23 protein-coding genes and 4 pseudogenes are annotated in these 25964 nt (G+C 46.2%); 19 read left to right on the top strand and 8 right to left on the bottom strand.

Annotation, left to right across the window (positions count from 1 at the left end):
- The first annotated feature begins 66 nt into the window (after positions 1–66).
- Positions 67–720 (top strand): GntR family transcriptional regulator, encoded by a 654-nt coding sequence (locus AC0LWN_RS08795; RefSeq protein WP_474664342.1) that lies wholly within the window; start codon positions 67–69, stop codon positions 718–720.
- On the opposite strand, the gene AC0LWN_RS08800 is transcribed toward AC0LWN_RS08795, so the two are convergent.
- Positions 710–1612: an AraC family transcriptional regulator gene (locus AC0LWN_RS08800; protein ID WP_474664344.1), complete on the bottom strand. Its 903-nt coding sequence runs from the start codon at positions 1610–1612 to the stop codon at positions 710–712. The genes AC0LWN_RS08795 and AC0LWN_RS08800 overlap by 11 nt on opposite strands.
- A gap of 215 nt (positions 1613–1827) precedes the next feature.
- Between AC0LWN_RS08800 and AC0LWN_RS08805 the strand changes: the two genes are divergently transcribed.
- The 4 genes and pseudogenes from AC0LWN_RS08805 to AC0LWN_RS08820 all read left to right on the top strand — a co-directional run.
- Complete coding sequence (locus AC0LWN_RS08805) at positions 1828–4038, top strand: glycoside hydrolase family 52 protein (RefSeq protein ID WP_474664346.1); 2211 nt, start codon at positions 1828–1830, stop codon at positions 4036–4038.
- 56 nt (positions 4039–4094) lie between these two features.
- Positions 4095–6143, top strand: a complete 2049-nt coding sequence (locus AC0LWN_RS08810; protein ID WP_474664348.1) for an alpha-glucuronidase family glycosyl hydrolase — start codon at positions 4095–4097, stop codon at positions 6141–6143.
- A 67-nt stretch (positions 6144–6210) separates the two neighbouring features.
- Entirely contained in the window at positions 6211–7005 is a 795-nt protein-coding gene (locus tag AC0LWN_RS08815; protein ID WP_458964618.1) for a Nif3-like dinuclear metal center hexameric protein, read from the top strand.
- A 399-nt stretch (positions 7006–7404) separates the two neighbouring features.
- A pseudogene (locus tag AC0LWN_RS08820) lies at positions 7405–7524 on the top strand (transposase); the annotation flags it as partial.
- On the opposite strand, the gene AC0LWN_RS08825 reads toward AC0LWN_RS08820, so the two are convergent.
- Genes AC0LWN_RS08825 through AC0LWN_RS08835 form a run of 3 tightly spaced genes read right to left on the bottom strand, consistent with a single transcriptional unit; the run spans position 7499 to position 9377 of the window.
- A complete protein-coding gene (locus AC0LWN_RS08825) occupies positions 7499–8443 on the bottom strand; it encodes an FAD:protein FMN transferase (protein ID WP_474664350.1) in 945 nt (314 codons plus the stop codon). The pseudogene AC0LWN_RS08820 and the gene AC0LWN_RS08825 overlap by 26 nt on opposite strands.
- A 9-nt stretch (positions 8444–8452) precedes the next feature.
- Entirely contained in the window at positions 8453–9082 is a 630-nt protein-coding gene (locus AC0LWN_RS08830; protein WP_474664352.1) for a LysR family transcriptional regulator substrate-binding protein, read from the bottom strand.
- Positions 9072–9377: a LysR family transcriptional regulator gene (locus AC0LWN_RS08835; RefSeq protein WP_474664354.1), complete on the bottom strand. Its 306-nt coding sequence runs from the start codon at positions 9375–9377 to the stop codon at positions 9072–9074. The genes AC0LWN_RS08830 and AC0LWN_RS08835 overlap by 11 nt, the downstream gene beginning before the upstream one ends.
- 188 nt (positions 9378–9565) lie before the next feature.
- On the opposite strand from AC0LWN_RS08835, the gene AC0LWN_RS08840 reads away from it, so the two are divergent.
- The 4 genes from AC0LWN_RS08840 to AC0LWN_RS08855 all read left to right on the top strand — a co-directional run bounded on the left by AC0LWN_RS08840 (position 9566) and on the right by AC0LWN_RS08855 (position 15912).
- The gene (locus AC0LWN_RS08840) at positions 9566–10165 is read left to right on the top strand and encodes an NADPH-dependent FMN reductase (protein WP_474664356.1); all 600 of its coding nucleotides are present in this window, start codon (positions 9566–9568) and stop codon (positions 10163–10165) included.
- 14 nt (positions 10166–10179) lie between these two features.
- Complete coding sequence (locus AC0LWN_RS08845; RefSeq protein WP_474664358.1) at positions 10180–12603, top strand: flavocytochrome c; 2424 nt, start codon at positions 10180–10182, stop codon at positions 12601–12603.
- Between the two features lie 562 nt (positions 12604–13165).
- Entirely contained in the window at positions 13166–14518 is a 1353-nt protein-coding gene (locus tag AC0LWN_RS08850; protein ID WP_474664360.1) for a sodium-dependent transporter, read from the top strand.
- Positions 14519–14733: 215 nt separating this feature from the next.
- Positions 14734–15912 (top strand): MFS transporter, encoded by a 1179-nt coding sequence (locus tag AC0LWN_RS08855; protein WP_474664362.1) that lies wholly within the window; start codon positions 14734–14736, stop codon positions 15910–15912.
- Between the two features lie 67 nt (positions 15913–15979).
- Here the strand turns inward: AC0LWN_RS08855 and AC0LWN_RS08860 are convergent, their stop codons facing one another.
- Both AC0LWN_RS08860 and AC0LWN_RS08865 read right to left on the bottom strand, forming a co-directional pair.
- Positions 15980–16747 carry an SDR family NAD(P)-dependent oxidoreductase gene (locus AC0LWN_RS08860; protein ID WP_474664364.1) on the bottom strand — a complete coding sequence of 256 codons (768 nt, stop codon included), beginning with the start codon at positions 16745–16747 and terminating at the stop codon, positions 15980–15982.
- Positions 16740–17441, bottom strand: a pseudogene (locus AC0LWN_RS08865) (acetoacetate decarboxylase family protein); the annotation flags it as partial. The gene AC0LWN_RS08860 and the pseudogene AC0LWN_RS08865, both read right to left, overlap by 8 nt.
- A 236-nt stretch (positions 17442–17677) precedes the next feature.
- On the opposite strand from AC0LWN_RS08865, the gene AC0LWN_RS08870 reads away from it, so the two are divergent.
- The 7 genes and pseudogenes from AC0LWN_RS08870 (at position 17678) to sigK (AC0LWN_RS08900) (ending at position 22855) form a co-directional block, all read left to right on the top strand.
- On the top strand, positions 17678–19252 hold the full coding sequence (locus AC0LWN_RS08870; RefSeq protein ID WP_474664366.1) for a PucR family transcriptional regulator: 1575 nt from the start codon (positions 17678–17680) through the stop codon (positions 19250–19252).
- Between the two features lie 187 nt (positions 19253–19439).
- Positions 19440–20141, top strand: a complete 702-nt coding sequence (sigK, locus tag AC0LWN_RS08875; protein ID WP_019912689.1) for an RNA polymerase sporulation sigma factor SigK — start codon at positions 19440–19442, stop codon at positions 20139–20141.
- A 478-nt stretch (positions 20142–20619) separates the two neighbouring features.
- Entirely contained in the window at positions 20620–21171 is a 552-nt protein-coding gene (locus tag AC0LWN_RS08880; RefSeq protein ID WP_474664369.1) for a sugar O-acetyltransferase, read from the top strand.
- Positions 21172–21215: 44 nt separating this feature from the next.
- Positions 21216–21406: pseudogene (locus AC0LWN_RS08885) on the top strand (sigma factor-like helix-turn-helix DNA-binding protein); the annotation flags it as partial.
- A 174-nt stretch (positions 21407–21580) separates the two neighbouring features.
- Entirely contained in the window at positions 21581–21760 is a 180-nt protein-coding gene (locus AC0LWN_RS08890; protein WP_474665017.1) for a hypothetical protein, read from the top strand.
- 135 nt (positions 21761–21895) lie between these two features.
- Complete coding sequence (locus tag AC0LWN_RS08895) at positions 21896–22279, top strand: hypothetical protein (RefSeq protein WP_474664371.1); 384 nt, start codon at positions 21896–21898, stop codon at positions 22277–22279.
- Positions 22280–22288: 9 nt separating this feature from the next.
- Positions 22289–22855 carry an RNA polymerase sporulation sigma factor SigK gene (gene sigK / locus AC0LWN_RS08900; protein ID WP_474664996.1) on the top strand — a complete coding sequence of 189 codons (567 nt, stop codon included), beginning with the start codon at positions 22289–22291 and terminating at the stop codon, positions 22853–22855.
- 313 nt (positions 22856–23168) lie between these two features.
- On the opposite strand, the gene AC0LWN_RS08905 is transcribed toward sigK (AC0LWN_RS08900), so the two are convergent.
- Entirely contained in the window at positions 23169–23405 is a 237-nt protein-coding gene (locus tag AC0LWN_RS08905) for a hypothetical protein (protein ID WP_474664373.1), read from the bottom strand.
- Between the two features lie 364 nt (positions 23406–23769).
- On the opposite strand from AC0LWN_RS08905, the gene AC0LWN_RS08910 reads away from it, so the two are divergent.
- The 3 genes from AC0LWN_RS08910 to AC0LWN_RS08920 all read left to right on the top strand — a co-directional run bounded on the left by AC0LWN_RS08910 (position 23770) and on the right by AC0LWN_RS08920 (position 25152).
- Positions 23770–24027 carry a hypothetical protein gene (locus tag AC0LWN_RS08910; RefSeq protein WP_474664375.1) on the top strand — a complete coding sequence of 86 codons (258 nt, stop codon included), beginning with the start codon at positions 23770–23772 and terminating at the stop codon, positions 24025–24027.
- A gap of 175 nt (positions 24028–24202) precedes the next feature.
- The gene (locus tag AC0LWN_RS08915; protein WP_474664998.1) at positions 24203–24478 is read left to right on the top strand and encodes a helix-turn-helix domain-containing protein; all 276 of its coding nucleotides are present in this window, start codon (positions 24203–24205) and stop codon (positions 24476–24478) included.
- Positions 24479–24501: 23 nt separating this feature from the next.
- Positions 24502–25152 (top strand): IS630 family transposase, encoded by a 651-nt coding sequence (locus AC0LWN_RS08920; RefSeq protein ID WP_474664377.1) that lies wholly within the window; start codon positions 24502–24504, stop codon positions 25150–25152.
- Between the two features lie 47 nt (positions 25153–25199).
- Here AC0LWN_RS08920 and AC0LWN_RS08925 read toward each other — a convergent pair.
- Positions 25200–25829: pseudogene (locus AC0LWN_RS08925) on the bottom strand (IS630 family transposase); the annotation flags it as partial.
- Between the last annotated feature and the right edge of the window lie 135 nt (positions 25830–25964).

The raw sequence follows: 25964 nt of genomic DNA on the forward strand, positions 1-25964 counted from the left end.
GATACGGGGTTTGCTTTGTCAATGCATAATCCGTGTGAAAAAAAGCACAGAAAGTGGGAAGCGTCTATGGGTTTCAAAAAAGAAATAATGAACCAGCTTAAGGATGAAATTCTATCCCTGCAGCTCAAGCCGGGGACCATTATCAGCGAAACTGCGCTCTCCGAGCGTTTTCAGTTATCCCGTACGCCGATTCGCGACATCCTCAAGCAGCTCTCACTGGAGGATTACATCCACATCTATCCAAAAAAAGGGAACATCGTTTCCTATATCGACCTGGAGTCGGTGGAGCAAATCATATACCTGCGCTATACGCTGGAAAAAGAAATCATGAAGGAGCTGACGCGCGGCATTCCGCTTAAGGACCTCCATGAGCTGAATGAGCTTCTTCTCCGCCAATTGAACTGCATAGATGAGCCGGAGAACACCGAAAGCTTCCTGAAGCTGGATGACGAATTCCATAAAACCTTGTTTATTCTCGCCGGCCGGGAATTTCTCTGGGAGGTGATTCAGCAGTTCAACGTGCATTATATCCGCTACCGCAAGCTGCATATGCTCAGGCAGGACAAGCTGAAGGAAATCCAGCATGAGCATCAGAGCCTGCTGAACTATATCGTTCAGGGACAAAAAGACGAAATTGAGGAGCTGCTGCATCACCACCTGCGCTCAGATATTAATTTGATTGATTTTCAGGAGCCGTATGCCCAGTACATCAAACAGTGATATTGCGGTATTCGCGCGGAGACTGCCCGTACCAGCGTTTGAATTGGCGGCTGAAATGAGCGATGTCCCGGTATCCCAGAATGCTGGAAATATCGCTGATGGACAAGCGCGGGTCATCGAGAAGGAGCTTGGCTTCATGAAGCATCTGCTCGGACAGAAAAACTCTGGGCGACATGCCGTACACTTGCCGGAATACTCTGTTGCAGTGGGATACGCTGATCCCCAAATCGGCTGCAATATCATCGACTCCATCCCGTCTCTCGCCCATGCTGTCCGGTTTGAAGCGCTGATACACCAGCCCCTGCAGCCGATTGTGGATCAGGTGCGCCAGTTCTACCTTCTCATAGGTGGAAGACGAGAAATTCTCCTCCAGGGAGAAGGCTTCCCAGAGCTGCCCCAACAGATCAAATACTGCGGACTGCAGCCGCATGCGCTGCAGCATGCTCAGATCGCCTGAAATCTTGGTCGAGATTTCCACCAACTTGCCAAGAGCGGGCCTGATTTGCTGAGTGATTGCACTGCCGGACTCAAACAGCACATGATCCAGACGGCTCAATAAAGAGTTCAGTATTTTATCATCAATATCAAAATGAATGCAGAAGTAGGTAAAAGGCTTGTTATCGACGCTTTTGCTGGAATGAAATTCTCCGGGTCTCAGCAGCACCAGATCACCGGCCCGCTGCAAATAGCGGCGGTGATCCACGGTAATCTGCTGCTCGCCTTCAAGCAGGTAGTTGAATTCGTATTGCGGGTGGGCATGAGTAGGGTAATCCCATTCGCCGCTCACTTTACGGATATGCATACCGAACAGATTAAGCGTTGTTTTAATATCGGGGATGATCGTTTCACTGATGCTCTGCGTGGGCGCAGGTGTGATAAAAGAAGAAACCATAATCTGACCTCCCAATTGTTGTGCAGGCTGGAGCAACGAAAGCTCCTTTTTCCTGGAGGACGGTGAAGCCGTCTCCACTTGCAGTATATCAGGCTTCAGCTTGATTTGGGTAAATTTCTGCTGGATTTGGAAATGGGCTTCGCTAACCAAGGCATGCTAGGATGGTGTTGAGCTACTGGAAAGTAAATCACGATGTGTTTGTGAAAGGAGTTATTATGGCAAATAAAAATTTGTTTTATAATGTGCAGCACTCCCCGATAGGCGCTTTTGCCAGCTTTACTTTAGGATTTAAAGGGAAAAATGGCGGTCTGGGGCTGGAGCTGGGAAAACCGGCGGATCAGAATGTATACATTGGATTTCAGTCCATCAACGGGGACAAATATGAAGCATTGCCGTTTTTTGAAGAGGTGGCAGATGCCAGCAACAGATATGATATCGAGAAGCTGGAGGAGACCGGCAATGAAATGCAGCAGGTATTCCCGGCCTCGCCGAATGGAACGGACCGCGACAAGCCGAGCGGATGGTATCAAGCTTCTCCGGTTGTTTTGAAAGCGTTTGATGATGCGCAAATTACCAGAAAATTAGAAGCAGCGACGGATACCTGGCAGGCGGGAGATTTAACATTCCGTATTTATTCACCAGTCCGTTCTGTGCCAGATCCGGCGGATGCAGATGCGGAGGAGCTGAAAGCCGCCATCATTCCTGCTGTTTTTGCCGAATTGACACTGGATAACCGTAAGGGTGTCCGTTCAAGAAAAGGCTTTTTTGGATATGAAGGCGGAGATCCATACAGCTCCATGCGCAGACTTAGCGATACAAGCGAAGGGAAGTTTAACGGTATTGGTCAAGGAAGACTGACCTCTATCGCCTGCAAGAATGAGGAGGTTCAAACGGCGCTCGGGTTCACGATGGAGAAAATCCTTGAAGAGAAGCTGGAGCACAATCTGGCCTTTGGGCTGGGCGGAACCGGAGCCATCCTGATGGATGTCCCTCCAGGCGAGCAGCGTACCTACCGTTTTGCTGTCTGCTTCTACCGTGGAGGTCTGGTGACGACAGGAATTGATGCATCCTACGCATACACCCGATTCTTTAAAAATATTGATGCCGTAGCGGACTATGCCTTGAACAATATAGATAAGCTTATCGAGTCTTGCGTATCCGCAAGCCAATGGATTGAATCGGCTAAGCTTTCGGAGGATCAGATCTTCATGCTCGCCCATGCGATTCACAGCTACTACGGAAGCACACAGTTTCTCGATGCTGACGGGAAGGACATCTGGATTGTCAATGAGGGCGAATACCGGATGATGAATACCCTTGATTTGACCGTGGATCAGCTATTCTTCGAGCTGGCGATGAACCCGTGGACGGTACGCAACGAGCTGGAATTGTTCACCTCCCGCTACAGCTATGAGGACACGGTTGTTTTTCCGGGTGAAACGGAGGAGCATCCGGGAGGAATTACCTTTACCCATGATGTCGGAGTTGCCAATCATTTCTCCCGTCCGCAATATTCCGCTTACGAGAAAGCCGGACTGGACGACTGCTTCTCTTACATGAGCCATGAGGAATTGGTGAACTGGCTGTGTACCGCATTGGTGTACATTGAGCAAACCAAAGACCGCGATTTCGTGGAACGTATGCTGCCAACCCTTTTGGCTTGTTTTGAAAGCATGCTTAACCGTGATCATCCTGTTCCGAGCAAGCGCAATGGTCTTATGGGCCTTGACAGCACACGCACCCAGGGCGGCGCAGAAATTAGTACCTATGACAGTCTGGACGCGTCGCTTGGCCAATCCCGCAACAATATTTATATGGCCGGCAAGTGCTGGGCTGCCTATGTGGCGCTGGAGAAATTCTTCAAGCAGGAAGATTATGCAGAAAAAGCTGCTTCCGCCGGGCTGCAGGCTGAGAAATGCGCCAATTCCATTACAGCTCACATGAACAGTGAGGGCTATATTCCGGCCATTATCAACGAAAATAATCAATCCTGCATTATCCCGGCAATTGAAGGGCTGATCTTCCCGTTGTTCACGGGCTGTGAGGCTGCGCTTGCTCCAGAAGGGCGGTTTGCAAACTACCTGCAAGCGCTCCGCACTCATTTGAATACGGCTCTGGTTCCGGGAAAATGCCTGTTCGATGACGGCGGCTGGAAGCTGTCCTCCACCAGCAACAACTCATGGCTGAGCAAAATTTACCTGTCGCAGTTTATAGCAAGGGAAGTCCTGCAGCTGCCATGGGATGAAGCCGGAGCGGCAGCCGATGCGGCTCATGTGAGCTGGCTGCTGCATCCCGAGCTGTCTTACTGGTGCTGGAGCGATCAAATCCTGTCCGGTCTGATCGGCGGCAGCAAATATTATCCGCGGGGAGTAACTGCAATCTTATGGCTGTACGAAGGAACAGGCAACCGGTCACTGACTAGATAAGACAACCTCACGGTTGAAGCATAATCAATTATTGTGAAAGATGGAGGAGATTTCAGATGAAAAGCGGTTATGAGGCTTGGCTAAGCTATCCTACCCAGCCGCCGGGGGAAAAAGCCGGGGACCTGCAATGGTGCAAAGCGCTATACGTTGCCGAAGAGAATGACACCATCGGGGCGGCGGCGCAGGAATACAAACGCGGTATTGCATCTATGCTGGGCATTGAGGTTGCCAGCAGCGCTGGAGCGGTTGGACCCTGTGTTGCCATAGGGACCTTCCAAGGCGGAAATACGCTTGTTGATCAGGTATTCGATGAACAGACGGTCCGTTCTGTAGGGCCGGAAGGTTATGCCATACGCACAAGTGCAGCACATCATTGCATTGCTATAGGGGCAGCTTCGCCCGCAGGAGTGCTGTACGGTGTATTCCATCTGCTTCGTTTGATCGGCACAGCTTCAGGAATTGAAGCGCTTGACGAGGTGGTAAATCCGGTTAACAAGCTTCGCATGATCAACCATTGGGACAACTTTGACGGAAGCGTTGAGCGGGGATACGCGGGGAAATCCTTCTTTTATAGCAACAACCAGTTTGTGGACAACCTGGAGCGCATCCGTGATTATGCGGTACTGATGTCTTCGGTCGGCATCAATGCCATTGCAATCAACAACGTTAATGTGCATGAGCAGGAAACGTTGTTCATTTCGCCAATCTATCTGCCCTATGTTGCGAGAATCGCCGAGATTTTCAGAGTTTACGGCATCCAGCTGTTCCTCAGCATCAACTTTGCCAGCCCGCTGCAGAGCGGTGAACTGGATACGGCCGATCCGCTGGCCCCTGAAGTACGCGAATGGTGGCGCGGCAAAGCCGCTGAAATCTATGCAGCGATTCCCGATTTTGGCGGATTTGTGGTTAAGGCCGATTCGGAGAACCGTCCGGGGCCGTTCACCTATGGACGCGACCATGCGGATGGCGCCAATATGCTGGCTGAAGCGCTTGAGCAGTTCGGCGGACTTGTGATCTGGCGCTGCTTCGTCTACAACTGCAAGCAGGATTGGCGTGACCGCAAGACCGACCGGGCCAGAGCGGCCTACGATCATTTCAAGCCGCTTGACGGCAGATTCAAGGACAATGTTATTCTGCAGATCAAGAACGGGCCGATGGATTTTCAGGTCAGAGAGCCTGTATCACCGCTCTTCGGGGCGCTTCAGCAGACGAATCATCTGATCGAATTTCAGATTGCCCAGGAGTATACCGGGCAGCAGCGCCATGTCTGTTACCTTGTTCCGCAATGGAAAGAGGTAATGGAGTTCAATACGTATGCCCAAGGAGAGCATGCGCCCGTTAAACATGTAGTGGACGGCTCGCTCTGGGGGAATTCATACAGCGGCATGGCTGCCGTCTCTAATGTCGGGGACGACATGAACTGGACCGGGCATTTGCTGGCGCAGGCCAATCTATACGGCTATGGACGGCTGGCCTGGAATCCGGAGCTCTCCTCCGAGGAAATCGCAGAGGAATGGGTCCGGCTCACCTTTGGCGCAGATCCGCTGGTGCTGGACACAGTTACCCGGATATTGCTCGATTCCTGGAGCATTTATGAATCCTATACCGCACCGCTGGGTGTAGGCTGGATGGTTAATCCCGATCATCACTATGGGCCGAATGTTGATGGCTACGAGTATTCGCCTTGGGGAACCTACCATTTTGCCGACAACCTGGGAATTGGCGTAGACCGGACCGTACGGACCGGAACAGGCTACAGCGCCCAATATATTGGCAAGAACGCCGAGCGCTACGAGTCTCTTGCGGATTGTCCCGATGAGCTCCTGCTGTTCTTCCATCATGTTCCGTATACCCATGTGCTGCATTCCGGGTCAACCGTCATTCAGCATATTTATGATACTCATTTCGAAGGTACGGAGCGTGCGGCTGAACTGCTCACCCTATGGACCCGTCTTAAAGGGAAAATGGAAGAAGCTCTCTACACCCAGGTAGAGGAGCGGCTGGCAGAACAGGCTGAGCATGCCAAGGAATGGAGAGACAAAATCAATACCTATTTCTATCGTAAGAGCGGTATTCAAGATCATCATCAGCGGACGATTTACTGAAAAGGAGACTTAGGGCATGAGAGAAGATCAACAAGTGCCGGTAAGCAAAAAACAGATTCCTGCCAGTATGGGCATATCCTTCGGAGAGATTATTGCCGGACTGACGGCCGGAATAGATGCCCCCGACCATACGGTGGATAAGCTGGAACCGGGAAATGGGGACCGCGAGGTCAGCGGCATTGTGACCGCATTTTCCGCCTCCCAGTATGTGATAGAACAAGCGATTGATTTGGGGGCGAACCTGATCATTACCCATGAAGGCATCTACTTCAGCCATCAGGATCAATTTCCCTGGAGAGAGAACGACCCTGTATTTATGCAAAAAAACAGCCTGATCACTTCTTCCGGGATCGGCATTTACCGTTTCCATGACTACTTGCACCGCTTCAAGCCGGATGGTGTGATAGAAGGGCTGCTTCGGGAGCTGGAGTGGCAGAATTATGTCACTGAGCATCAGAGCGAAGGTTCCATCCTGACACTTCCGGTGATGGAGGTCGGAGAAATAGCCGGGTATTTGAAAAAGAAGCTGCAAATTCCTTATGTGCGTGTTGCAGGAAAGCTGTCCATGCCATGCATGCGGGTGGGAATTCTAGTGGGCTACAGGGGAGGCGGAGGAGTAGCGATTCCGTTCTTCCAGGACGCCGATCTCGATCTCATTATTGCCGGAGAGGGACCGGAGTGGGAAACTCCGGAGTATGTGCGGGATGCGGTGCATCAAGGCCGGAACAAAGCCTTGATTATGCTCGGCCATGCCGAGAGCGAGGCTCCCGGGATGAAGTATTTGGCAGAGCAACTGGCGCTCCAGTATCCGGGTCTGCCTGTACATTTTATTGCTGATCGCCCGGTGTTCCAGATCGTGTGATTTACGCTATACATTAGTTTTAAAACTTTCGGAGAAACGGAAGCCGTCTCGATTGGGATGGCTTCCGTTTCTTCTTAGCGTTCTATGAATGCCACGGATGGTGTGAAAAAGCTCCATTTCCACAATAAGATCCGAACGATCGGGGGCTTGACTAGGTGAACAAGGGGGGGAGTGTATATTCTGGATCAGGAGAATCATATATTCTTAAAGTGATGAACTGAAGATGTAATATATTAAAATAAACACCTTTAGATTGTATTATTATAATAAAAGATGATATTTTTCATTATCAAAATATTATTAACTTGAGGTGGTGCGAAGTGATAAGGGATAAAGGTTAGAAATGGAAAGATTTTTATATCAATCCTTTTGAAGCTGGAAGCCGAAATGGATACCCACATTGGCATTGATCTGGACGGAAATAAAGACGTGCTGGGCATGTGGATTGGTGAAGATGAGTCCTCCAGGTTCTGGCTGAGCGTGCTGAATGAGCTTAAGAATCGCCGCCTACTGGATATATTCTTCCTCTAAGATTATCTGTGTAGGCCAGTTTTCCATCCATAGTTATTACGGCAGCTTCCATATCCTTAATTCTATTAACTTTATGGATAATTGAAGCAGCATCTAACCCAAACAATTCTGTAGTATATATATCGCAGTCCAGCGACCTGTCAGCAATAATAGTTAAAGAAGCGACATTATTTTCTATTGGATAGCCTGTTCTGCTGTTAAATATATGATGGTACTTATTACCCCCCTTCTCTAAAACTCTCTCATATATTCCTGATGTAACAACGGATTGATCCCTTATTCTGACGAGCGCTGCCGCATTTCCTCTTGGCAAAAACGGATTCTGTATTCCGACTTTCCAGTCACTCCCTCCAGAGGGCGGATCTCCATGAACAAGAACATTGCCTCCCATATCTACCATAGCTGAGCTAGCTCCATTTTCCTTAAATAATTCCATAACTTTATCAGCAAAATAACCTTTAGCGATAGCCCCAAGGTCTATCTCCATCCCTTTTTTAAAAAAATAGATGGTTTTTTGCTCATCATCAAGTTGTATATTTTCAGGATTTAAGAGCTCCAGCACCGTCTTTATATCCTCATCTTCTGGAACATGTGCCTCGCGGAAACCAATTCTCCACAATTTAATTAATGGACCTATCGCAATATTTAAATATGAATGTTCACCTAGACTGTGTTCTTTTCCTGTTTTTATGAGTTCATACAGCTCCTCGTCCACCTTTTGCGGGCTTAATGCAGCTGCTTTTTTTAGCATCGCAAGCTGTGAGTTATCACTATTGGCACTAAAGACTGCTTCATAACGTAACAGCATATTCTCTGCTTCCTGGACGAGCTTTTCAGTATCTGCCCCCTTTATATAGAGGGATATTTTTGTTCCCATGAGATGTATAACCTTTGTATACTTATTCATTACAGCCTCCTATATCGCACATTTTTGTCCATGAGTTAGGAAGGTATCTATCAGGTCATTATCAACACTAGTTAGTGTTCTTTCACCATGATAGGCTATAAAATAATCCAAACTCATCTTATCTACGGGAATTTGATATATATTGTATTCAGAGGGGCACTCCTCGATATAGATACTTTCTGGCACGAAGGTCAGACCCAAATTATGCTTTGCAAGCTTAAGTACAGTGTGTATTTCGTTGCTTTCCATAATGATTTTAGGTTGTATCTTATAGACATTTAACAGTTGATCTATCTGTTTTCTGATAGCAGAGCCTTTGGAAGTCAGTATCAGCTTTTGATTCAAAATTTTAGTTATGTCAATAGTTCCTTCTGGAATGATCGCTACATCCTTCTGGTATAACTCACAGCAGCACGGAATAACAGCCCGGTAACTTTGCCTGCCCCAGCTAACCGAGTTTAAGTTTGGAGAAATATTTCTCGAATTTTGCCCAATCCAAAAATCCAACTCATTGTTTTGCATGAGTTTCTCATTCTTTTCAGGTAAATCCTCTGAAAGTTCTATTTTGCAATTAGGATAGATGTTCAAAAAATTTGGTAAAAAAAGAGGTAAAAGGTAGGTCCCAAGGCTAGGAAGCACTCCTATCTACCTTACTGTCTGTATCCGACACATCTGATATCTCCCTAAGAAGCTTTTCATAGCTATTTTCCAGTGAAGTTAAATACTCGTAGTATATCTTCCCCTGCTCGGTTAACCTGTATGGCAGCTTGCTGCGAGTTATTAGCTCACAGTTCAGCTGACTTTCGACTTTTTTTATAACCTGCGTCAAATAAGGCTGAGAAATATAAAGTGCTTTGGCAGCCTTGCTAAAATTGCTGTATTTTAAAAGGGTATCAATATAATACAGGATATCTTTAGAGTTTAATTTTGACATGATCATCACCACTTTGTGAAAAAAATAACTTACTTAGATTGCGCTTGATTATAACAAATTAGTTATCAAACTTCAATAAATAACTATTAGATAGGTATATCTTTGACATGCTAAAATTATACAGACAGATCATGTCTGATAGTTACTCACATCATTGCGAAATTTTAAAGCACAGAAAGGGGATTACCATGAATTATTTAGCAATCGTAGGCACTAATTCAGATGTGTCAACTAATCGCATGCTGCTTCAATTTATGCAAAAGCATTTTTCTAGTGAGGCGGGGATTGAACTATATGAAATTAGGGATTTACCTGCCTTCTATGAAGTAGAGGATTCTGATATTCCCGAGAAGGTAGCAGAATTATCTGATAAAATTTTCAAAGCTGATGGAGTAATTATAGCCACCCCAGAGTATGATCATGCCATACCTGCAGTTTTAAAAAGTGTACTTGAATGGATTAGTTACACGAGTCAGTCAATTACAGACAAGCCTGTTTTAATAGTTGGTGCCTCTCATGGAGCACTTGGTTCTTCTAGGGCACAAGCGCATCTTAGACAAATTCTTGATTCACCTGAGCTTGCTGCCAGACTAATGCCAAGCAGTGAGTTTCTTTTAGGAAAATCACAGGGTGCATTTGATAGCGCAGGTAATCTCATCTACCAAGACAAGCTATTGGAGCTTGATGAAATCTTCAGGGAATTTGTTTTGTTTACAGAGATTACTAAGGAACTTCTGGCAAAAAAGATGTTGAACAAAAAAGCTAAAAAATTCTCTTGGCGAGAGTAGGGGGGCTAATATCAATGAAACTCATAGCGATTGTTGGGACAAATGCAAAAAAATCTTATAACCGCAAGCTTCTTCAGTTTATGAAAAAACATTTTGAGTCAAGGGCAGAAATTGAAATACTTGAAATTACAGATGTCCCCATGTTTAATCAATCAGATAACCAGTCCTACAGTAAAGTAATACAAACGTTTAATGAGAAGATTATTGCAAGTGATGGCGTAATTATGGCTACTCCTGAGTACAACCATTCAATCCCCTCGGCTCTTAAAAGCCTGCTTGAATGGCTAAGCTTTGAGCTTCACCCACTTGCTGGCAAACCAGTGATGATAGTTGGAGCTTCGCTTGGTACCCAGGGTTCCTCTCGTGCGCAGTTACATCTTCGTCAAATTCTAGATGCACCAGGGGTAGAAGCTAATGTAATGCCAGGGTATGAGTTTTTGCTTGGGAGTGCAAATAAGGCGTTTGACGACTCGGGTAATCTTAACAATGAAGGAACGATAGATTTCTTAGAGATATGCTTCCTGCGCTTCTTACGCTTTGCTAAAATTGCAAATCAGCTCAACGAGGAAGAGGAATTTAACTTTAAGCCTGGTGTGTACGAGGTGAATGCAATAGGTCACAGTGGCAACCTTCCGATGAAAGTATCCTTTAGTGAAAATAGAATAGAAAGTATAAATATAGATTCGAAGGGGGAAACAGAAGGACTTGCCGATGTGGTCTTTGTAAGAATTCCAAATAAAATTATCGAAGGACAGACACTGAATGTTGATGCTCTCTCAGGTGCTTCTGAAACAAGTAACGGTGTAATAGATGGTGTAGCCAAAGCTGTTAAGCTTGCTGGAGTTAACCCTGATATACTTAAAAGACGTCCAAAACCTGCCAGCAGCCGAATCAGAGAAGACGAAGAATACACTTGTGATGTAGTAGTTGTGGGCGGAGGCGGTGCCGGACTTAGTGCTGCTGCTACAGCTTTACAGAATGGGGCAAGTACTATTGTTCTTGAGAAATACCCTGCAGTGGGTGGGAATACGATACGTTCAGGTGGTCCTGTCAATGCTGCAGATCCCGCATGGCAGCAACAGTTTGATGAGAATCCAGGAGAAAGACATACTATTGAGAATTTATTAAGTACGGATGAGAGCTTGATACATTCAGAATTTTTAGATGATTTCCATGCACTTCAGGAAGAGTTTTCAGCCTATCAGAACAAGTTTGGCACACAAAAGGCCTATTTATTTGACTCCCCGCTTCTTCACAGAATGCAAACTTATTTCGGGGGTAAACGAACTGACCTTAATGGCAACAGTATATACGGACAATACGACCTGGTAAAAATACTGACAGACAGAGCCTTAGAAAGTGTTAAATGGCTGGAGGAGATCGGTGTTGAGTATGATAAAAGCATTGTGTTTGCTCCCGTTGGCGCACTTTGGCGTCGCGGTCATAAGCCTGTCAAAAGCTATGGTTCCGCGTTTATACTATCACTCAGTAAATTTGTAGAGGAGCACTCCGGAAAGATTATTACAGACAGCCCTGTAAAGGAATTCATCATAGAGGAGGGCGAGATCGCGGGAGTGATAGCAACCGGTGTCAATGGTCAAAAGATAACGGTTCATGCCAAAGCAGTTGTGCTAGCAAGTGGCGGTTTTGGTGCAAATACGAAGATGCTCAAGGAGTACAACACCTACTGGAGTCATATTGATGATGATATAAGAACCACCAATTCCTACGCTATGACTGGTGATGGGATATTGCTTGGTAAAAGCGTGGGAGCTGCCCTTACAGGAATGGGATTTACGCAGATGATGCCTGTAGCTGATCCTGAAACCGGTGAACTATTCAGTGGCATTCAGGTACCTCCTGAAAATTTTGTAATAGTCAACAAAAAGGGCGAACGCTTTGTCAATGAATTTTCCGGACGAGATGTTTTAACAAAAGCTGCTATTGAGCAAGGGGGGTTATTCTACCTTATAGCTGATGATGAGATAAAGAAAACCGCAGCGAATACAAGTCAAGAAAAGCTAGAACGTCAGGTAGAAGCTGGCACACTATTTAGAGCCGATACCATAGAAGATCTAGCAGTAAAAATCGGTATGGAGCCTAAGATTCTTAGAGATACCGTTGATAAATATAATTCATATGTAGATAAGGGCTTTGATCCTGAGTTCCATAAGGATACATTTAGCTTAAAAGTAGAGAAAGCTCCATTTTATGCTACTCCTAGAAAGCCGGCAGTTCATCATACTATGGGCGGCCTTAAGATAGACACTAAAACCCATGTATTAGATGAAAACGGTCAGCCAATTGCCCATCTTTATGCCGCTGGAGAAGTTGCAGGAGGGATCCATGCAGGTAACCGCCTTGGTGGTAATGCCCTGACTGATATATTTACCTTCGGACGAATTGCCGGTAAGACTGCCGTTGATGAAATGAAATAGTGTCAGTATACAATTGATAGATATAAGAGGGGGAGACTAGGGTTCCCTTTGACGAATAATTCTATTCATATTTTGCTCTTTTTGGAGCGAAGCCACCACGCCCCTGCCGGGAAACGGCAGGGGCTACTTAATGCCCAGTTCTCAGATTTTGGAGTTAAGGACTCAACTTTCGGTGCGACCAAGCAATGGAGGTCTTTACATTGAAATGAAGAAATCACGGCCTGGAATTTACCGCTTTAACCTGATTACTCCGTACATGAGGGGCTAAGTACGAAAAGGAGCTTATTTTAAACAATCTTCCTGCAGCTATCCAGAAAATTATTTTTGCCGATTAATTTCTGAGTATGAAAATGACTTCAATCGCTGCATTTTTTGAAATTAAGCTTTTGAGAAAGTAGAGGACTGTTCTCCGCCAGTAGAATTTCTACTTTTGAGACAGCCCCTTGTTTTTTTATACAGAGAAAAAAATAATTATTACAAAATTCAGAGAATTTCCATATGACACTCAATGTTACATAAGCTATAATGAGTTCTAAAAAAGAAAACGGGGCGTGTAAAGTAAATGAATCAATCTAAAGGTGAAAAAAGCCTGCTCGCGGAGAAGAAGGAGCGTTTTTCTTCCAGCGGCTTTATTTTTGCGGCCATCGGCAGCTCTGTTGGTCTGGGAAATATGTGGAAGTTCCCTTACATCACAGGGGAAAATGGCGGCGCGGCTTTCTTCCTGCTCTTCATCGTCTGTCTGATCCTGATCGGCTTGCCGGTGCTATTGGCCGAGCTGGCGATTGGACGCAGCGGACGCGGAAGCGCGGCGACTTCGTTCATACGTGCCGGAGGCGGAAAAGGCTGGAAGGCAGCGGGAATACTGCAAGTCGTGGCGCCTTTTCTAATCCTCTCCTTTTATGTTATCGTTGCAGGCTGGACGCTGAACTACGCGATGATTGCCTTCAATGGACAGCTGTTCAGCACGGGTGATTATGCAGGCGAATTTGGCTCCTTTATCTCAGGATATATGCCGATTGTCTGGCAGGGCGCAGCCATGCTGATTACGGCGGGCGTAGTTATTCTTGGGGTATCAGGTGGGATTGAGAAATTCAACAAAGTATTGATACCCGGCCTGGTTGTTCTCCTCATTGTGCTCATGATTCGTGCGGTAACCTTGCCGGGCGCAAATGAAGGAGTATCCTTCTTCCTCAAACCGGACTTCTCGGTGCTGACGGCGGAATCCGCGCTGGTCGCCTTGGGACATGCCTTTTTCTCGTTGTCGCTCGGGATGGGGATTCTACTGACTTACGGCTCTTACGTGGATAAAAATCAGTCGCTGGGTACCGCTGCATTAGCGATTGGTGCCGGAGATTTGCTCTATGCGTTTATTGCCGGATTGATTATTTTCCCGACAACGTTCTCGTTTGGCATTGCCCCGGATCAGGGGCCTTCGCTGATTTTTATCGCTCTGCCGGCGGCCTTCTCGGCTATGCCTTTCGGCGGGTTCTTCGGCGGTCTGTTCTTCATCCTGCTCGCGATTGCTGCTTTGACCTCGGCTGTATCCCTGCTTGAAGTGCCTGTATCCTTCGCGATGGAGCGCTGGAACTGGAGCCGTCAGCGTTCGGTCTGGATCTTGTCTCTGGTCTGTTTCCTGCTTGGTGTTCCTTCGGCGATGTCGCTGGGAATGTTCCCTGAGCTTACGTTTGGCGGCAAAGCCCTGTTCGACTGGATGGATTTCATCACCTCCAACATTATGCTGCCGTTTGGCGGTCTGCTGATTACCGTTTTTGCCGGATATTTCTGGAAAGGGGCAGCGGAAGCGGCTGGGCTGGAGGCTCGCTGGTTCCGCATCTGGTTGTTCATGCTCCGGTATGTTGCTCCGGTTCTGGTGTTCCTGGTGTTGCTCCATACTTCGGGAATTCTTAAATTCTAGTTCAACAGCCATTTATCTGCAAAATGGACAATCAAGCTCTACAACCCTTGTGGCTGTAGAGTTTTTTTGTTTTGAATAAATATCTTGAATATCAATATAGTGTTATAAATTAGTCTATAATTGCTATTTTTAATATTTTTATATCGTTATAATGCTAAAGGGAAGTGTTGATTATGGACGACATACCTATTGCGCAACTTGAGGAGTGTACAAAGATGGTTACATTATTACTGATTATTATTTACCTCGCATTTATAGGTCTTGGGCTGCCTGACTCGTTGCTTGGGAGCGCATGGTCTGTTATGAAGCTCGATATTGGTGCCACAACAGAAATGGCAGGTTATATATCGTTAACGGTTTCATTCTGTACGGTTGTATCCAGTTTATTTGCGAGCAGATTGCTGCATAGGTTTGGCACAGGCAAGGTAACATTGTTCAGTATCCTGTCAACAACGATTGCTTTATTTGGATTTTCTTTCTCAAACGAGTTCGTATTCTTTATACTTCTGGCGATACCATTGGGATTAGGCGCTGGTTCTGTAGATGCAGCATTAAGTAACTATGTGGCGCTGCATTTCAAAGCCAAGCATATGAGCTGGTTGCATTGCTTCTGGGGGATTGGAGCAATGACGGGACCTATTGTAATGTCATTTTCGCTGGATAATGGGAATAACTGGCGTGCAGGATACCTTACGATTGGGATAGTACTTACTGCCATAGTGATAATATTATTGGGCTCGCTGTCTTTGTGGAAGGTTTTTGAGAACGGCAAGATAGAGGAAGGCGACGGGAAGAAGCTGATCAGTAACAGAGAAGCTTTACGAATCCGGGGAGTGAAAATGTCCATGGCTTCCATGCTTTGTTACAATGGTTCCGAGACAGCCGCTGGTCTATGGATGGCATCCTTCTTTATAGCAAGCAAAGGAGTTTCTCCTGGCACAGCCGCAGCGTTTACTTCTTTATTTTATATTGGAATCATAATTGGACGTATTTTTTCCGGATTTCTCTCGACTCACGTATCAAGTAAAAGCCTGATCCGATACGGCGGGTTAATTGGCTGTGCCGGACTTCTGATTCTTATTTTACCGGTTCCAGCTTGTGTTGCTGCAGGAGCATTGCTTATTGTGGGACTAGGCGGAGCACCAATCTATCCGAGTATTGTTCATGCCACACCGGAGCGGTTTGGAGAAAAGGCTTCTTCCAGTGTAATTGGGCTCGAAATGGCAAGCGCTTATACAGGTTCTACACTGATACCATTATTAATGGGGATAATCGCAAGCCAATTTGGAATGTTTATGGTGCCTATTATTTTGCTGCTGCTGTTTAGCATTATGTTTGCAGCTTCAGAAATGGTAAATAGAGCTTCAGTGGGAGCAAAAAAGGCAAAGGCATAGACTGCCCTTCCGGCTTCCTAATGGAAAGCGTAAGGGCAGTCTGGTTTTCTTGGGTTAACTCCCGGGATCAAACCGAAGTCCAGCCTCCGTCCACATACAGTGTTTGGCCTGTCGTGTAGCTGGAGGCGTCCGAGGCAAAATAGATGGCGGCGCCATTCAATTCATCCGGATTGCCGGGCCGGCCGGCAGGACATTGCGCATTGTACAGCTTGAGAAAGCTGTCCTGATATAGGGTGCCTTCCGTCATTCCCGTGCGGAACAAGCTGGGACCGATGGCGTTAACCGTTATACCATACGGAGCAAGTGAAGCCCCCATGCCTCTGGTCAAACTCAAAACCGCGCCTTTGGAGGCATTGTAGGCATGGAGCGGAGCCGACTTGCTGCCGATCATGCCGCAGATGGAGGCCATATTGATAATCCGGCCGTAGCTTCTGTCTTTCATAGGCTTAATGACATGCTTGGACACGAGAAAGATGCTCTTCAGGTTGGTATCAATCACCCGGTCCCATTCCCTCTCTTCCAGCGCCTCCACTGAACCAGCGGAGGCGACTCCTGCATTGTTCACCAGGATATCGATCTTGCCCCAATGCTGGAGAATGGTTGCGACTGCAGTCTCAATCTCATCCTCATGGGTCACATCGCATCTCAGTGACAGAGCCTGGCGGCCTGCGGATTCGATCTCCGTGGCGGGTGTTCTCAGCTCGTCCAATCTTAGATCCAGAAGGGCTACATCCGCGCCCTGGGCGGCGAACGCCTTGGCCAATTCTGCGCCGATTCCGCCAGCCGCGCCGGTCACAACAGCCACCTTGCCGCTTAAATCAAACAGATTATTCATTACAGCCCTCCTTTTGATCCCACCAGTCCCAGCGCAAATAAGAATACGGCAGGAAACTCACAGGATTCACTTTGGACAGTACGCTGCCCCGCAGCAGTACGGTATTGCTGACCGTATAGATGCCGCCCAGCAGCTTGACCACTTCCAGCTCGGCCCAGGGATCGTGCGGCGAGTCCACCAGGGTGATTTCGACCTCAGCAGCCGTCAGCACACTGACATCCATTGATGTGTTCTGCTGAATCAGGAGCGGCGGCAAATCGAACCCGTTGCCGTCTGCGGATTTGGAATATTTAATATTGAAGACAGGCAGACCGTCCCCATAATGCTCGTTCAGTATGTTCTGTCCGTCTTCCGCATTCATCTTTCCGCTTAATGTCGCGTTGACCCGGAAAAATTCAATGCCCCTACGTGAGACGCTGCCTTTGACCTGCTGATCCTCTTTACTGAGACTGATGTCAGCCATCTTCTTGGGAAAACCGTAAAGCTCGCGGCCAAGCCCCATTGCGATATCATCGTTAATCGGCATGGACAGACAATAGCTTCCAAGCTGTCCGTTATACTCCGAGAGCACGAATATGGCGGCTTCACGGTAAGGGTCACAGAAGCTGGTGCGGGGATAGTCGGCTACGAAGGCCTGGACCAAAGGCTTTGGGCCGGGCGTTAGCGGGGAAGGCAGAATCCGCCGGATAATCTCAGGGGATGTTTCCTAGTAAACCGTAAGTGTCTCGGCATTATAGAACGTCGTAGGTGTTGTGGTTCTTTTTACAATTTCGTTTACATCTTTAATAAAGCTGCTCATCTTTAATTCCTCCTCTTAATCACTGTCAGCTTCAATGTAACATAGCCTCATTTATGATTATATATATGGAAAATATAAAAATAATTGGAATCTATGTGCATGGCGCACTATAATAAATAAAGGGTGAGAATATGAGTATTAGCTTTGAACAACTGACCGGACATTTTGGCAACAGAGCGGTCCATGTTCATCTGAACAGGAAATTAAAGGCGGATTATAGTGATGCAAAACTGATTACGAAGAGCCAAACCTGCTTCGCGCCCGAGTTTATCTATGTGGGCAAGAGCTCCATGCTGCCGGGTAATGCGGAGAATATGGAGAATGCCAGCTTCATGCTGATCAATGACGCAGTGCTTCCGGTTCGGGAGTATGTGGGGAACAGTCCGAATATGATTGAGTTTCAAGCGAGCGAGGATGTCTTCGAAATCTACAACCAGACCAGGGAGCTGTTCTTAGAGAAATCCGTAACGGAGCAGGCGAAGGCAAAGCTGCTCGAAGCGTTTGTGGCCGGAAAAGGGCTGGACCATATCGTATCAGTGGCGGCAGAGCTTTTGGGTAATCCAGTGATAGTCATTGATTTAAGCTATAAAGTTCTGGCCAATTCGGACAGCGCAGAGATAACCGATCCGATCTGGAGAGATAATGTGCAGAAGGGCTACTGTTCTTATGATTTTATAGCCACTGTCAAAAAGATCAAAAGCGTGCAAAACGGTGTAAAGTCTGTAGAGCCATATGAAGTGGTCTGTAGTGGCAGTGCTGCCGTGAAAGTGGTGGCGAAGGTTAAAATCGGGGACAAGTCTGTCGGCAATGTTATTCTGCTGGGCTGCAGACGGGCTATCCTTCCAAGGGATCATGATCTGGCCTCTTTTGTCAGCGAGATGGTAGCGGCGGAGCTGCAGAAGATCAGCTTTTACCGGAATTCTACTCATGCCGTGTATGAAGAAATAATCTACGATCTGCTGGAGAATGACCTCAGCGGCAAAGAGCTTGCTGAAGAGAGAATCCGAAGCTGTAATATCAAGCTGAACGGCAAGCTGTCCGTGCTGGTGCTGGATATTGCGCGGTATGATGCTTCTGACAAATACAACGGGTATTTACGGGATCGGATCAGTACGTTTTTTAAGGCGGAACGCCTGATTTTTTATAATGAGCACATTGTCACGGTCAGAGACCGGGAGCTTAGGGGAGCAGCGGGAATGGAGTTCGGCCCCGATATGCAAGAATTTCTAACCTCCAATCAGATCCGCCTGGGCATCAGCAGTGAATTTACGGATATTGCGGATTGCCGCAAATATTATCTGCAGGCGGTCAAAGCGCTTGAGATAGGTCTAATCACCATGCCTGCTGATCCGGTGGTCTTATACTCCGATGTGCAGATGTATGACATGCTATCTTCTTATACACAGAGTGATTACCGGGACGTGTGCCATCCGGGGCTGCTTACATTGCGGGAATATGATGTGAAGCACCATACTGACCTGTACCACACGCTTTTTATCTATCTGAAGAACAACCGGCAGCTGCAGAAGACCGCGGCCCAGATGTTCATCCACCGCAACACCTTGCGGTACCGGCTGCAGCAGATCAGTGTGTTGATTCATGTCGATTTAGACAATATTGATAACGTTCTCAAATTATATATGTCCTATAAAATGACCGCATACCTTGATAAAGTGAGAGAAGCTGGAGGCGGTGCAAGCAGATAGATTCCGTTTATTTTTATTGACATTTCATCAGGAAGAAGCTTCAAGGTAGAGCGGATGCCAGGGCCCGTACCTATTTCCCCCGTACAGGCACTTCTAGGCGATAACCCACATACAATAGAAGGACCATGAACCCGTAGTTCTCATTGCTGACCGGTTTCATTGTACATGTGCGGGAGGTGTCGCCAAGTTGCCAGGAATTATAAGCACAATTGCGCTGCTGATCAAAGAACTGACGCTGCTGGTATCGTACGTAAGGAACAATGCCTTTCCCCAGCCGCTCTCGGAGCAGGAGGAAAGCAAATACTTAGGGATGATGGCCGAGGGGGACGCCAAGGCCCGCAATTTGCTCATTGAACATAATCTGAGGCTTGTTGCGCATATCGTCAAGAAATTCGACAACACCGGCGAGGACATGGAGGACCTAATCTCCATCGGCACGATTGGTCTGATCAAGGCCATCGAGAGCTACCGCCCGAATAAAGGCACGAAGCTGGCTACTTTTGCGGCTCGTTGTATAGAAAACGAAATACTGATGCACCTCCGTTCGCTCAAGAAAACCCGCAAGGACGTATCCCTGCATGATCCTATAGGAACTGACAAAGAGGGGAACGAAATTACCCTTATAGATATCCTCGGCTCCGAAACCGACGACGTGATCAAGGAAGTCGATCTCAAAATCGAGAAGAGCAAAATCTACCGCAACCTCGACATCCTGGATGACCGGGAAAAAGAGGTAGTCGTCGGCCGTTTCGGCCTGGATACCGGCGGGGAAGAGCGCACGCAGCGGGAGATTGCGAAGGAGCTGGGCATCTCGCGGAGTTATGTTTCAAGAATAGAAAAAAGGGCGCTGATGAAGCTGTATCATGAGTTTTATAAGGCGAAGCGGTGAGAAGTGAAAGACAAGTTCGAAGCAGTATCTCTTAAAAATACAACCTTAAAAAGCGACTTGTCTGCGGATGAGTTGCTTTTTGGTTCAAAAGGATAACAAATCATGATGCTGGCTTTCGGTGAGAAACAACTGCTCTGCACGTTGTATTCGCATTTTTTTGAGGTATTCGGTAAATGTTTTCCCGGATGTAGATTATTAGAATCTGATCCGAATTCCGAAAGATAGACCGACAGGTTCATTCGTGAATGATCTATCTTCCCCAGTTGCCGGATGACGCCTATCAATGATATCCGGGGATCTTCAAGCACTACTGATGAAACAGAGAGGTCTTTTTGTGTTCCTAACTTATAACAAGATGGAGTTCACGCTTGCAATCTAGAAGTTGTATCTATAATATTAAGTATGATAAAATGACACATTTTGCCGCGAAAGCACAGAATTATTGAGAGAAAAGCAAATATTTTACGAGGTGTCTGAAATGACTGAAAAAGAAAAATCACATGCTGGCTTGATATACCAACCTAATGACCCAGAGCTTGTTGCGGACCGTGATGTCACTGTGAAGAAACTGTACGACTATAACAATCTACACCCACTGGAGCGCGATTTACGACGTGACGCTATACGCGAATTGCTCGGTAAGGTCGGCGAAAATTGTGTTGTGGAGCAGCAGCTTTTTTGTACATATGGGTATAATACCACGCTCGGCAATAATTGCTTCATTAATCTCAACTGCAAACTTATGGACAGCGGGTTCATTACGATTGGAGACAACGTATTTATCGCCCCCAATGTTTGTATCATAACGGAAAATCACGCGATGGATGTGGAGCAACGTTTGGCGGGACTAGAATACACAGCTCCTGTCACGATTGGCGACAACGTCTGGATCGGTGCTGGAGCCATCATATTGCCAGGCGTAACGGTCGGCGCGAGTAGTGTAATCGGTGCAGGCAGTGTTGTTACTAAGGATATTCCGCCGAACACTTTGGCTGTCGGCAACCCTTGTAAGGCAATCCGGTCACTTTAATTATCACACAGACTTTATTACGCCGCATAGTTTTAGTTGAGAACCGCAATCTCGATATTCTGGATGAACGCGAGAAAGAAGTCGTCGTGGCCGATTCGGCCTGGACACCGGGGGGGAGGAGCGGACACAGCGGGAAATTGCGAAGGATTTGGGGATCTCGCGGAGTTATGTGTCAAGGATAGAGAAGAGGGAGCTCATGAAGCTTTATCATGAGTTTTATAAGGCGAAGAGTTAGCTAATAAATTGCCTGTAGGAATGAGACACTAAATGCCTCGATCCTGCAGGTTATTTGTGTTTTTGATTTAGGAATTCAAATATCAATACAGTATTGTATTAAGTTTCAGGCGGATATAAAAAGCGTTGCACTGTGGTATACTCAAATTATAAGTGGAAATGAGGTGTTTGTGTAATGATGAATCTTACGAAGGACCTTACTAAATTGATCCGTTTAACGGGTGACCGGGCGAAATTGGATGCTAAAGCAAATGGAACCTATATAGTATATAAGACAAATGAGGGGCAAATTGTTAGAGAATATAGTACGGGTAAGATCGAGAAAATGAATGAACAAGATTTCATCCATGAATGAGACAAAGGCAACGATGTTTGTGTTTGCAGGTAATAATAGAAGCGGAAAGAGTACAATCCCCACGCATCCTGAAAAGAGTAAAGTATCCGCGGGAAAAGAGGCTATAAGGATAGCCAGGGAGTGTATCCGAAATAAGTGGGACTTCACTGTAGAAACACTTTAGCTGGTGGTAACGTTATAAGGCAGATGAGGGACGCAAAAGAACAGGGCTTTGAAATCATTATGTTTTATGTGGGACTAGGTGATGTTCGGCTAAATATTGAACGTGTTGCTTTGCGCGTGAAAAACGGTGGTCATCATATTGAAACCGGGGATATTATCAGACGCAATGTTACAAGTATGAATAATCTGTTATCTCACTTAGACCTAATTGACCAATTAATAGTTGTTGATAATAGTAAAGCTGATGGGGAGTTTATTCTTGAGGCGGATAAAAGCGGGATAAAATATTATTTAAATGAATTACCTGAATGGGTCAAAATAATCGATAAACAATTACAGATTAAATACAAAACGTAAAAATAACCAATTCGAATCGGAAACGATCGTAATCGGTTTATTTTTTTGACATCGTATCGTGTCCACAACCTCAAGAAATTCGACAACACCGGCGAGGACATGGAGGATCTCATCTCCATCGGCACGATTGGACTGATCAAGGCCATCGAGAGCTACCGCCCGAATAAAGGCACGAAGCTGGCTACTTTTGCGGCTCGTTGTATAGAAAATGAAATTTTGATGCACCTTCGTTCGCTCAAGAAGACCCGCAAGGACGTATCCCTGCATGATCCTATAGGAACTGATAAAGAGGGGAACGAAATTACCCTTATAGATATCCTTGGCTCTGAAACCGACGATGTGATAAAGGAAGTCGATCTCAAGATCGAGAAGAGCAAAATTTACCGCAACCTCGACATCCTGGATGACCGGGAAAAAGAGGTAGTCGTCGGCCGTTTCGGCCTGGATACCGGCGGGGAAGAGCGCACGCAGCGGGAGATTGCGAAGGAGCTGGGCATCTCGCGGAGTTATGTGTCAAGAATAGAAAAAAGGGCGCTGATGAAGCTGTATCATGAGTTTTATAAGGCGAAGCGGTAGGCTGAAAATTGCAAAGCAGCATCCGTTAACAATAGAGTGATCAGAAGGCGACTTGTCTGCGGATGAGTTGCTTTTTATTTTTGAAGTGAGGAAAAATAGTTAAAGGAGTATTGAGATGACATACAAAGACGTGTATGATCTTCATATCCAACTGCTACAGATTTACGAAAAGAATGAGACACACTAAGGTGCACATCAGAAACAGATAAACTACTTCAAGAGACAATTTTTCATGACTGAAGATGTAGTTCGCTCTGAAAATTACTTCAATTAAGCTAACTTCTCTATTGCTTATTGTTACATTTCGGCATCATCAAGAAGGAAGAGGACGGCGAAGCGCCACCGACTCCGGAGGTTCCAACACTATACCGGATACAGCGACGCCAACACCTTCACCAACAGCGACGTCTGCTCCTGGCGGCTCGACTATGACAACACCAACGCCTACACCGCCAGCGTCTGCTTCTCCAACGCCAACACCGACGGCGACTGCCGCACCAACAGCTTCACCTGCCGGTAGCCTTGTTTTGTTTGTATGTAAGAGATGCATATACATACCATATTTTATATGTATCTAATCAATTGAACAAATAACGATGTAATTTCAAACAAAAAAACCCTTTATATTAAGGGTTTGGAAATTTAAATATGGTCGAGACGACAGGATTTGAACCTGCGACCTCTTGCTCCCGAATTAAGGGAGGCATTCCTTGGTAATACGAGAAAATAGGGAAAACTGTATGATAAGATCGTTATTTTCTTCTTTGAGAGGCTTTTTCACCATTGGAATTAGAGGCTACATACTCATAAAACATAAAAATTTATTCAATTCGAAAATTCCATTTGATTTATTTCACATGCTATGTAGACCCGAGATAAGTGTATATTAACTAAGGAATGTTAGAGGTGAGAAATTGAAAATCATCGAATTAACAATTGTATTAAATGATGAAGTGGGAAACCGCGTTGAACATTCTGACTTGGTTGCCTGGCCATTTGTCCCAAGAGTAGGAGAAATGATTTTATGGAACTATAAATCTTATCTTGTGATAAATGTTGTGTGTACTTTTGAAACAAATCCAGCTGATTATAATTATGACGCGCATCCCATTAAACAAAGCACGGTTGCTCATGATATATGTTATAAAGTTTATTTGAAGCCTAATAATTAAAAACTTGTGCTCCAAAGTCGCCACAAATAGGGCGGCTTTTTTAATGTCAAACCGACAATATTCGTTATTAATGCTTTGGTAAGCATGCCTCAAGCTTTGAAGATAAATTGATTTACGAGGCGTTTGAAATTTGAACCTGGAACCAAAGTGGTGCTTTAGGATAGGTTGATCGGAAATCGCTGGGCGCGTAGGAGTCAGCGAAGCCACAGTATCTAACACCATCAGGGATTATTACACTCGTGGAATTCACGAGACCCTACGATACCGCGAGCGTAGCGAACCCGCACGTTCTTCCCCTGTGACCGGCGAAGTGGAAGCTCGAATTATCGCACTTGCCTGTTCTCAGCCTCCGCAGGGATATTCTCGCTGGACGATCCGCCTGTTGACCCGTCGTGTGATTGAACTTCATATTCTGGAATCCGTTGGACGAGAAACGATTCGAACAACTTAAAAAAAACAAGGCTTAAGCCTCACTTGAAAAAACAGTGGTGTATTCCCGCTAAATCCAGCAGTGAATTTGCCGCTCGGATGGAAGATATCTTGGAAACCTATGCCCTCCCCTATGATCCTGAAATCCCACTCCTTTGTATGGATGAGCAGCCCGTGCAACTATTGGATCATACGAGGCCTCCACAAGAGATGAAGCCCGGACAAGTCCGCCGGGAGGATTATGAGTATGTGCGCAAGGGAAGTTGCAGTTTGTTTATGTTCACCGAGCCACTCGCAGGGTGGCGTCACGTACAGGCTTCGGAAAGACGCACCAAATCGGACTGGGCTCTACACATCCAGGAACTGTTGGAAATCCATTATCCAGAGGCAAAACGGGTTCGACTAGTGATGGACAACTTGAATACACATACGATTTCTTCCTTGTATGAAACGTTTGAGCCTGAACGTGCGTTAGCCTTGGCCAAGCGTTTGGAAATTCATTATACACCTAAGCATGGTAGTTGGCTGAACATCGCTGAGATTGAACTCAGCGCACTGACGATTCAATGTTTGAACCGTCGAATCGCCTCTATTGATGAACTACAGGACGAGGGTCAGCTTGGAAAAACGAGCGTAACAAGGCTCAGAAGTCGGTTGAATGGCAATTTACTACCGAACAGGCTAGAGGTAAATTAAAACATCTCTATCCCAAAATTTAATTCGGTCAAGGTACTAGTATCTCATCAATCCTTAAATTGTGGATAAATGTGTTTTAATTTGATCCTTGCTTCATCGGTAGTGAACTGCCAATCCACACCCTTTTGACTTTGGTTTCGGGTACATTCCCATGCTGATAGTTCATAAGCCAATTGGGAGATCGAAGGAATGCGTCGTCCCAGACATTGGCTGGTCATGACGCTAAGTTCAATTTCTGCGATATTCAGCCAACTGCCATGTTTCGGCGTGTAATGAATCTCCAATCGCTTGGCCAAGCGACGGGCGGTTTCAGGCTCGAATGCTTGGTAAAGCGAAGCGATGGAGTGAGTGTTCAAATTGTCTATCACCAGTTTGATTTTTGGAACTTCAGGATAATGAACATCCAGTAATGCTCGCACTTGCTCAGCCCACTCGATACGGGTTCGCTGCTCCCGTACCGTGACATGACGCCAACCTGCTAAAGGTTCCGTGAACATAAAAATGCTGCACGTTCCATGGCGAACGTATTCACTGTCTTCCCTCAAGGGCTTGGCAGGTTTCATTGGAATGGGCTCTCTGACTTCATCCTGTAATTGATACGGTTTTTCGTCCATACAAATGACGGGACAGAAAGCGTCGTAAGGCAACTGATAAACATCCAGTACATCCTCCATCGCCGCAACAAACGTCGCATTTTACTCAGGGGGGATACACCAGCATTTACGAATGTGAGGTTTAAGTTCGTTTTTTAATACCTGTCTGACGCTTTCGTGAGAAATGCTATCGATGTATTTCAGTTCGACTGCCCGATC

It is taken from the genome of Paenibacillus sp. sgz302115 (assembly GCF_056120445.1).

Bases quoted from the DNA above. Each gene is read 5' to 3' on its own strand.
- AC0LWN_RS08850 (WP_474664360.1), top strand. From the start codon at position 13,166: ATGAATCAATCTAAAGGTGAAAAAAGCCTGCTCGCGGAGAAGAAGGAG.
- AC0LWN_RS08870 (WP_474664366.1), top strand. From the start codon at position 17,678: ATGAGTATTAGCTTTGAACAACTGACCGGACATTTTGGCAACAGAGCG.
- AC0LWN_RS08810 (WP_474664348.1), top strand. From the start codon at position 4,095: ATGAAAAGCGGTTATGAGGCTTGGCTAAGCTATCCTACCCAGCCGCCG.
- AC0LWN_RS08840 (WP_474664356.1), top strand. From the start codon at position 9,566: ATGAATTATTTAGCAATCGTAGGCACTAATTCAGATGTGTCAACTAAT.
- AC0LWN_RS08805 (WP_474664346.1), top strand. From the start codon at position 1,828: ATGGCAAATAAAAATTTGTTTTATAATGTGCAGCACTCCCCGATAGGC.
- AC0LWN_RS08905 (WP_474664373.1), bottom strand. From the start codon at position 23,405: ATGCATCTCTTACATACAAACAAAACAAGGCTACCGGCAGGTGAAGCT.
- AC0LWN_RS08855 (WP_474664362.1), top strand. From the start codon at position 14,734: ATGGTTACATTATTACTGATTATTATTTACCTCGCATTTATAGGTCTT.
- AC0LWN_RS08845 (WP_474664358.1), top strand. From the start codon at position 10,180: ATGAAACTCATAGCGATTGTTGGGACAAATGCAAAAAAATCTTATAAC.
- AC0LWN_RS08795 (WP_474664342.1), top strand. From the start codon at position 67: ATGGGTTTCAAAAAAGAAATAATGAACCAGCTTAAGGATGAAATTCTA.
- AC0LWN_RS08815 (WP_458964618.1), top strand. From the start codon at position 6,211: ATGGGCATATCCTTCGGAGAGATTATTGCCGGACTGACGGCCGGAATA.
- AC0LWN_RS08880 (WP_474664369.1), top strand. From the start codon at position 20,620: ATGACTGAAAAAGAAAAATCACATGCTGGCTTGATATACCAACCTAAT.
- AC0LWN_RS08860 (WP_474664364.1), bottom strand. From the start codon at position 16,747: ATGAATAATCTGTTTGATTTAAGCGGCAAGGTGGCTGTTGTGACCGGC.
- AC0LWN_RS08800 (WP_474664344.1), bottom strand. From the start codon at position 1,612: ATGGTTTCTTCTTTTATCACACCTGCGCCCACGCAGAGCATCAGTGAA.
- AC0LWN_RS08825 (WP_474664350.1), bottom strand. From the start codon at position 8,443: ATGAATAAGTATACAAAGGTTATACATCTCATGGGAACAAAAATATCC.
- AC0LWN_RS08835 (WP_474664354.1), bottom strand. From the start codon at position 9,377: ATGTCAAAATTAAACTCTAAAGATATCCTGTATTATATTGATACCCTT.
- AC0LWN_RS08890 (WP_474665017.1), top strand. From the start codon at position 21,581: ATGATGAATCTTACGAAGGACCTTACTAAATTGATCCGTTTAACGGGT.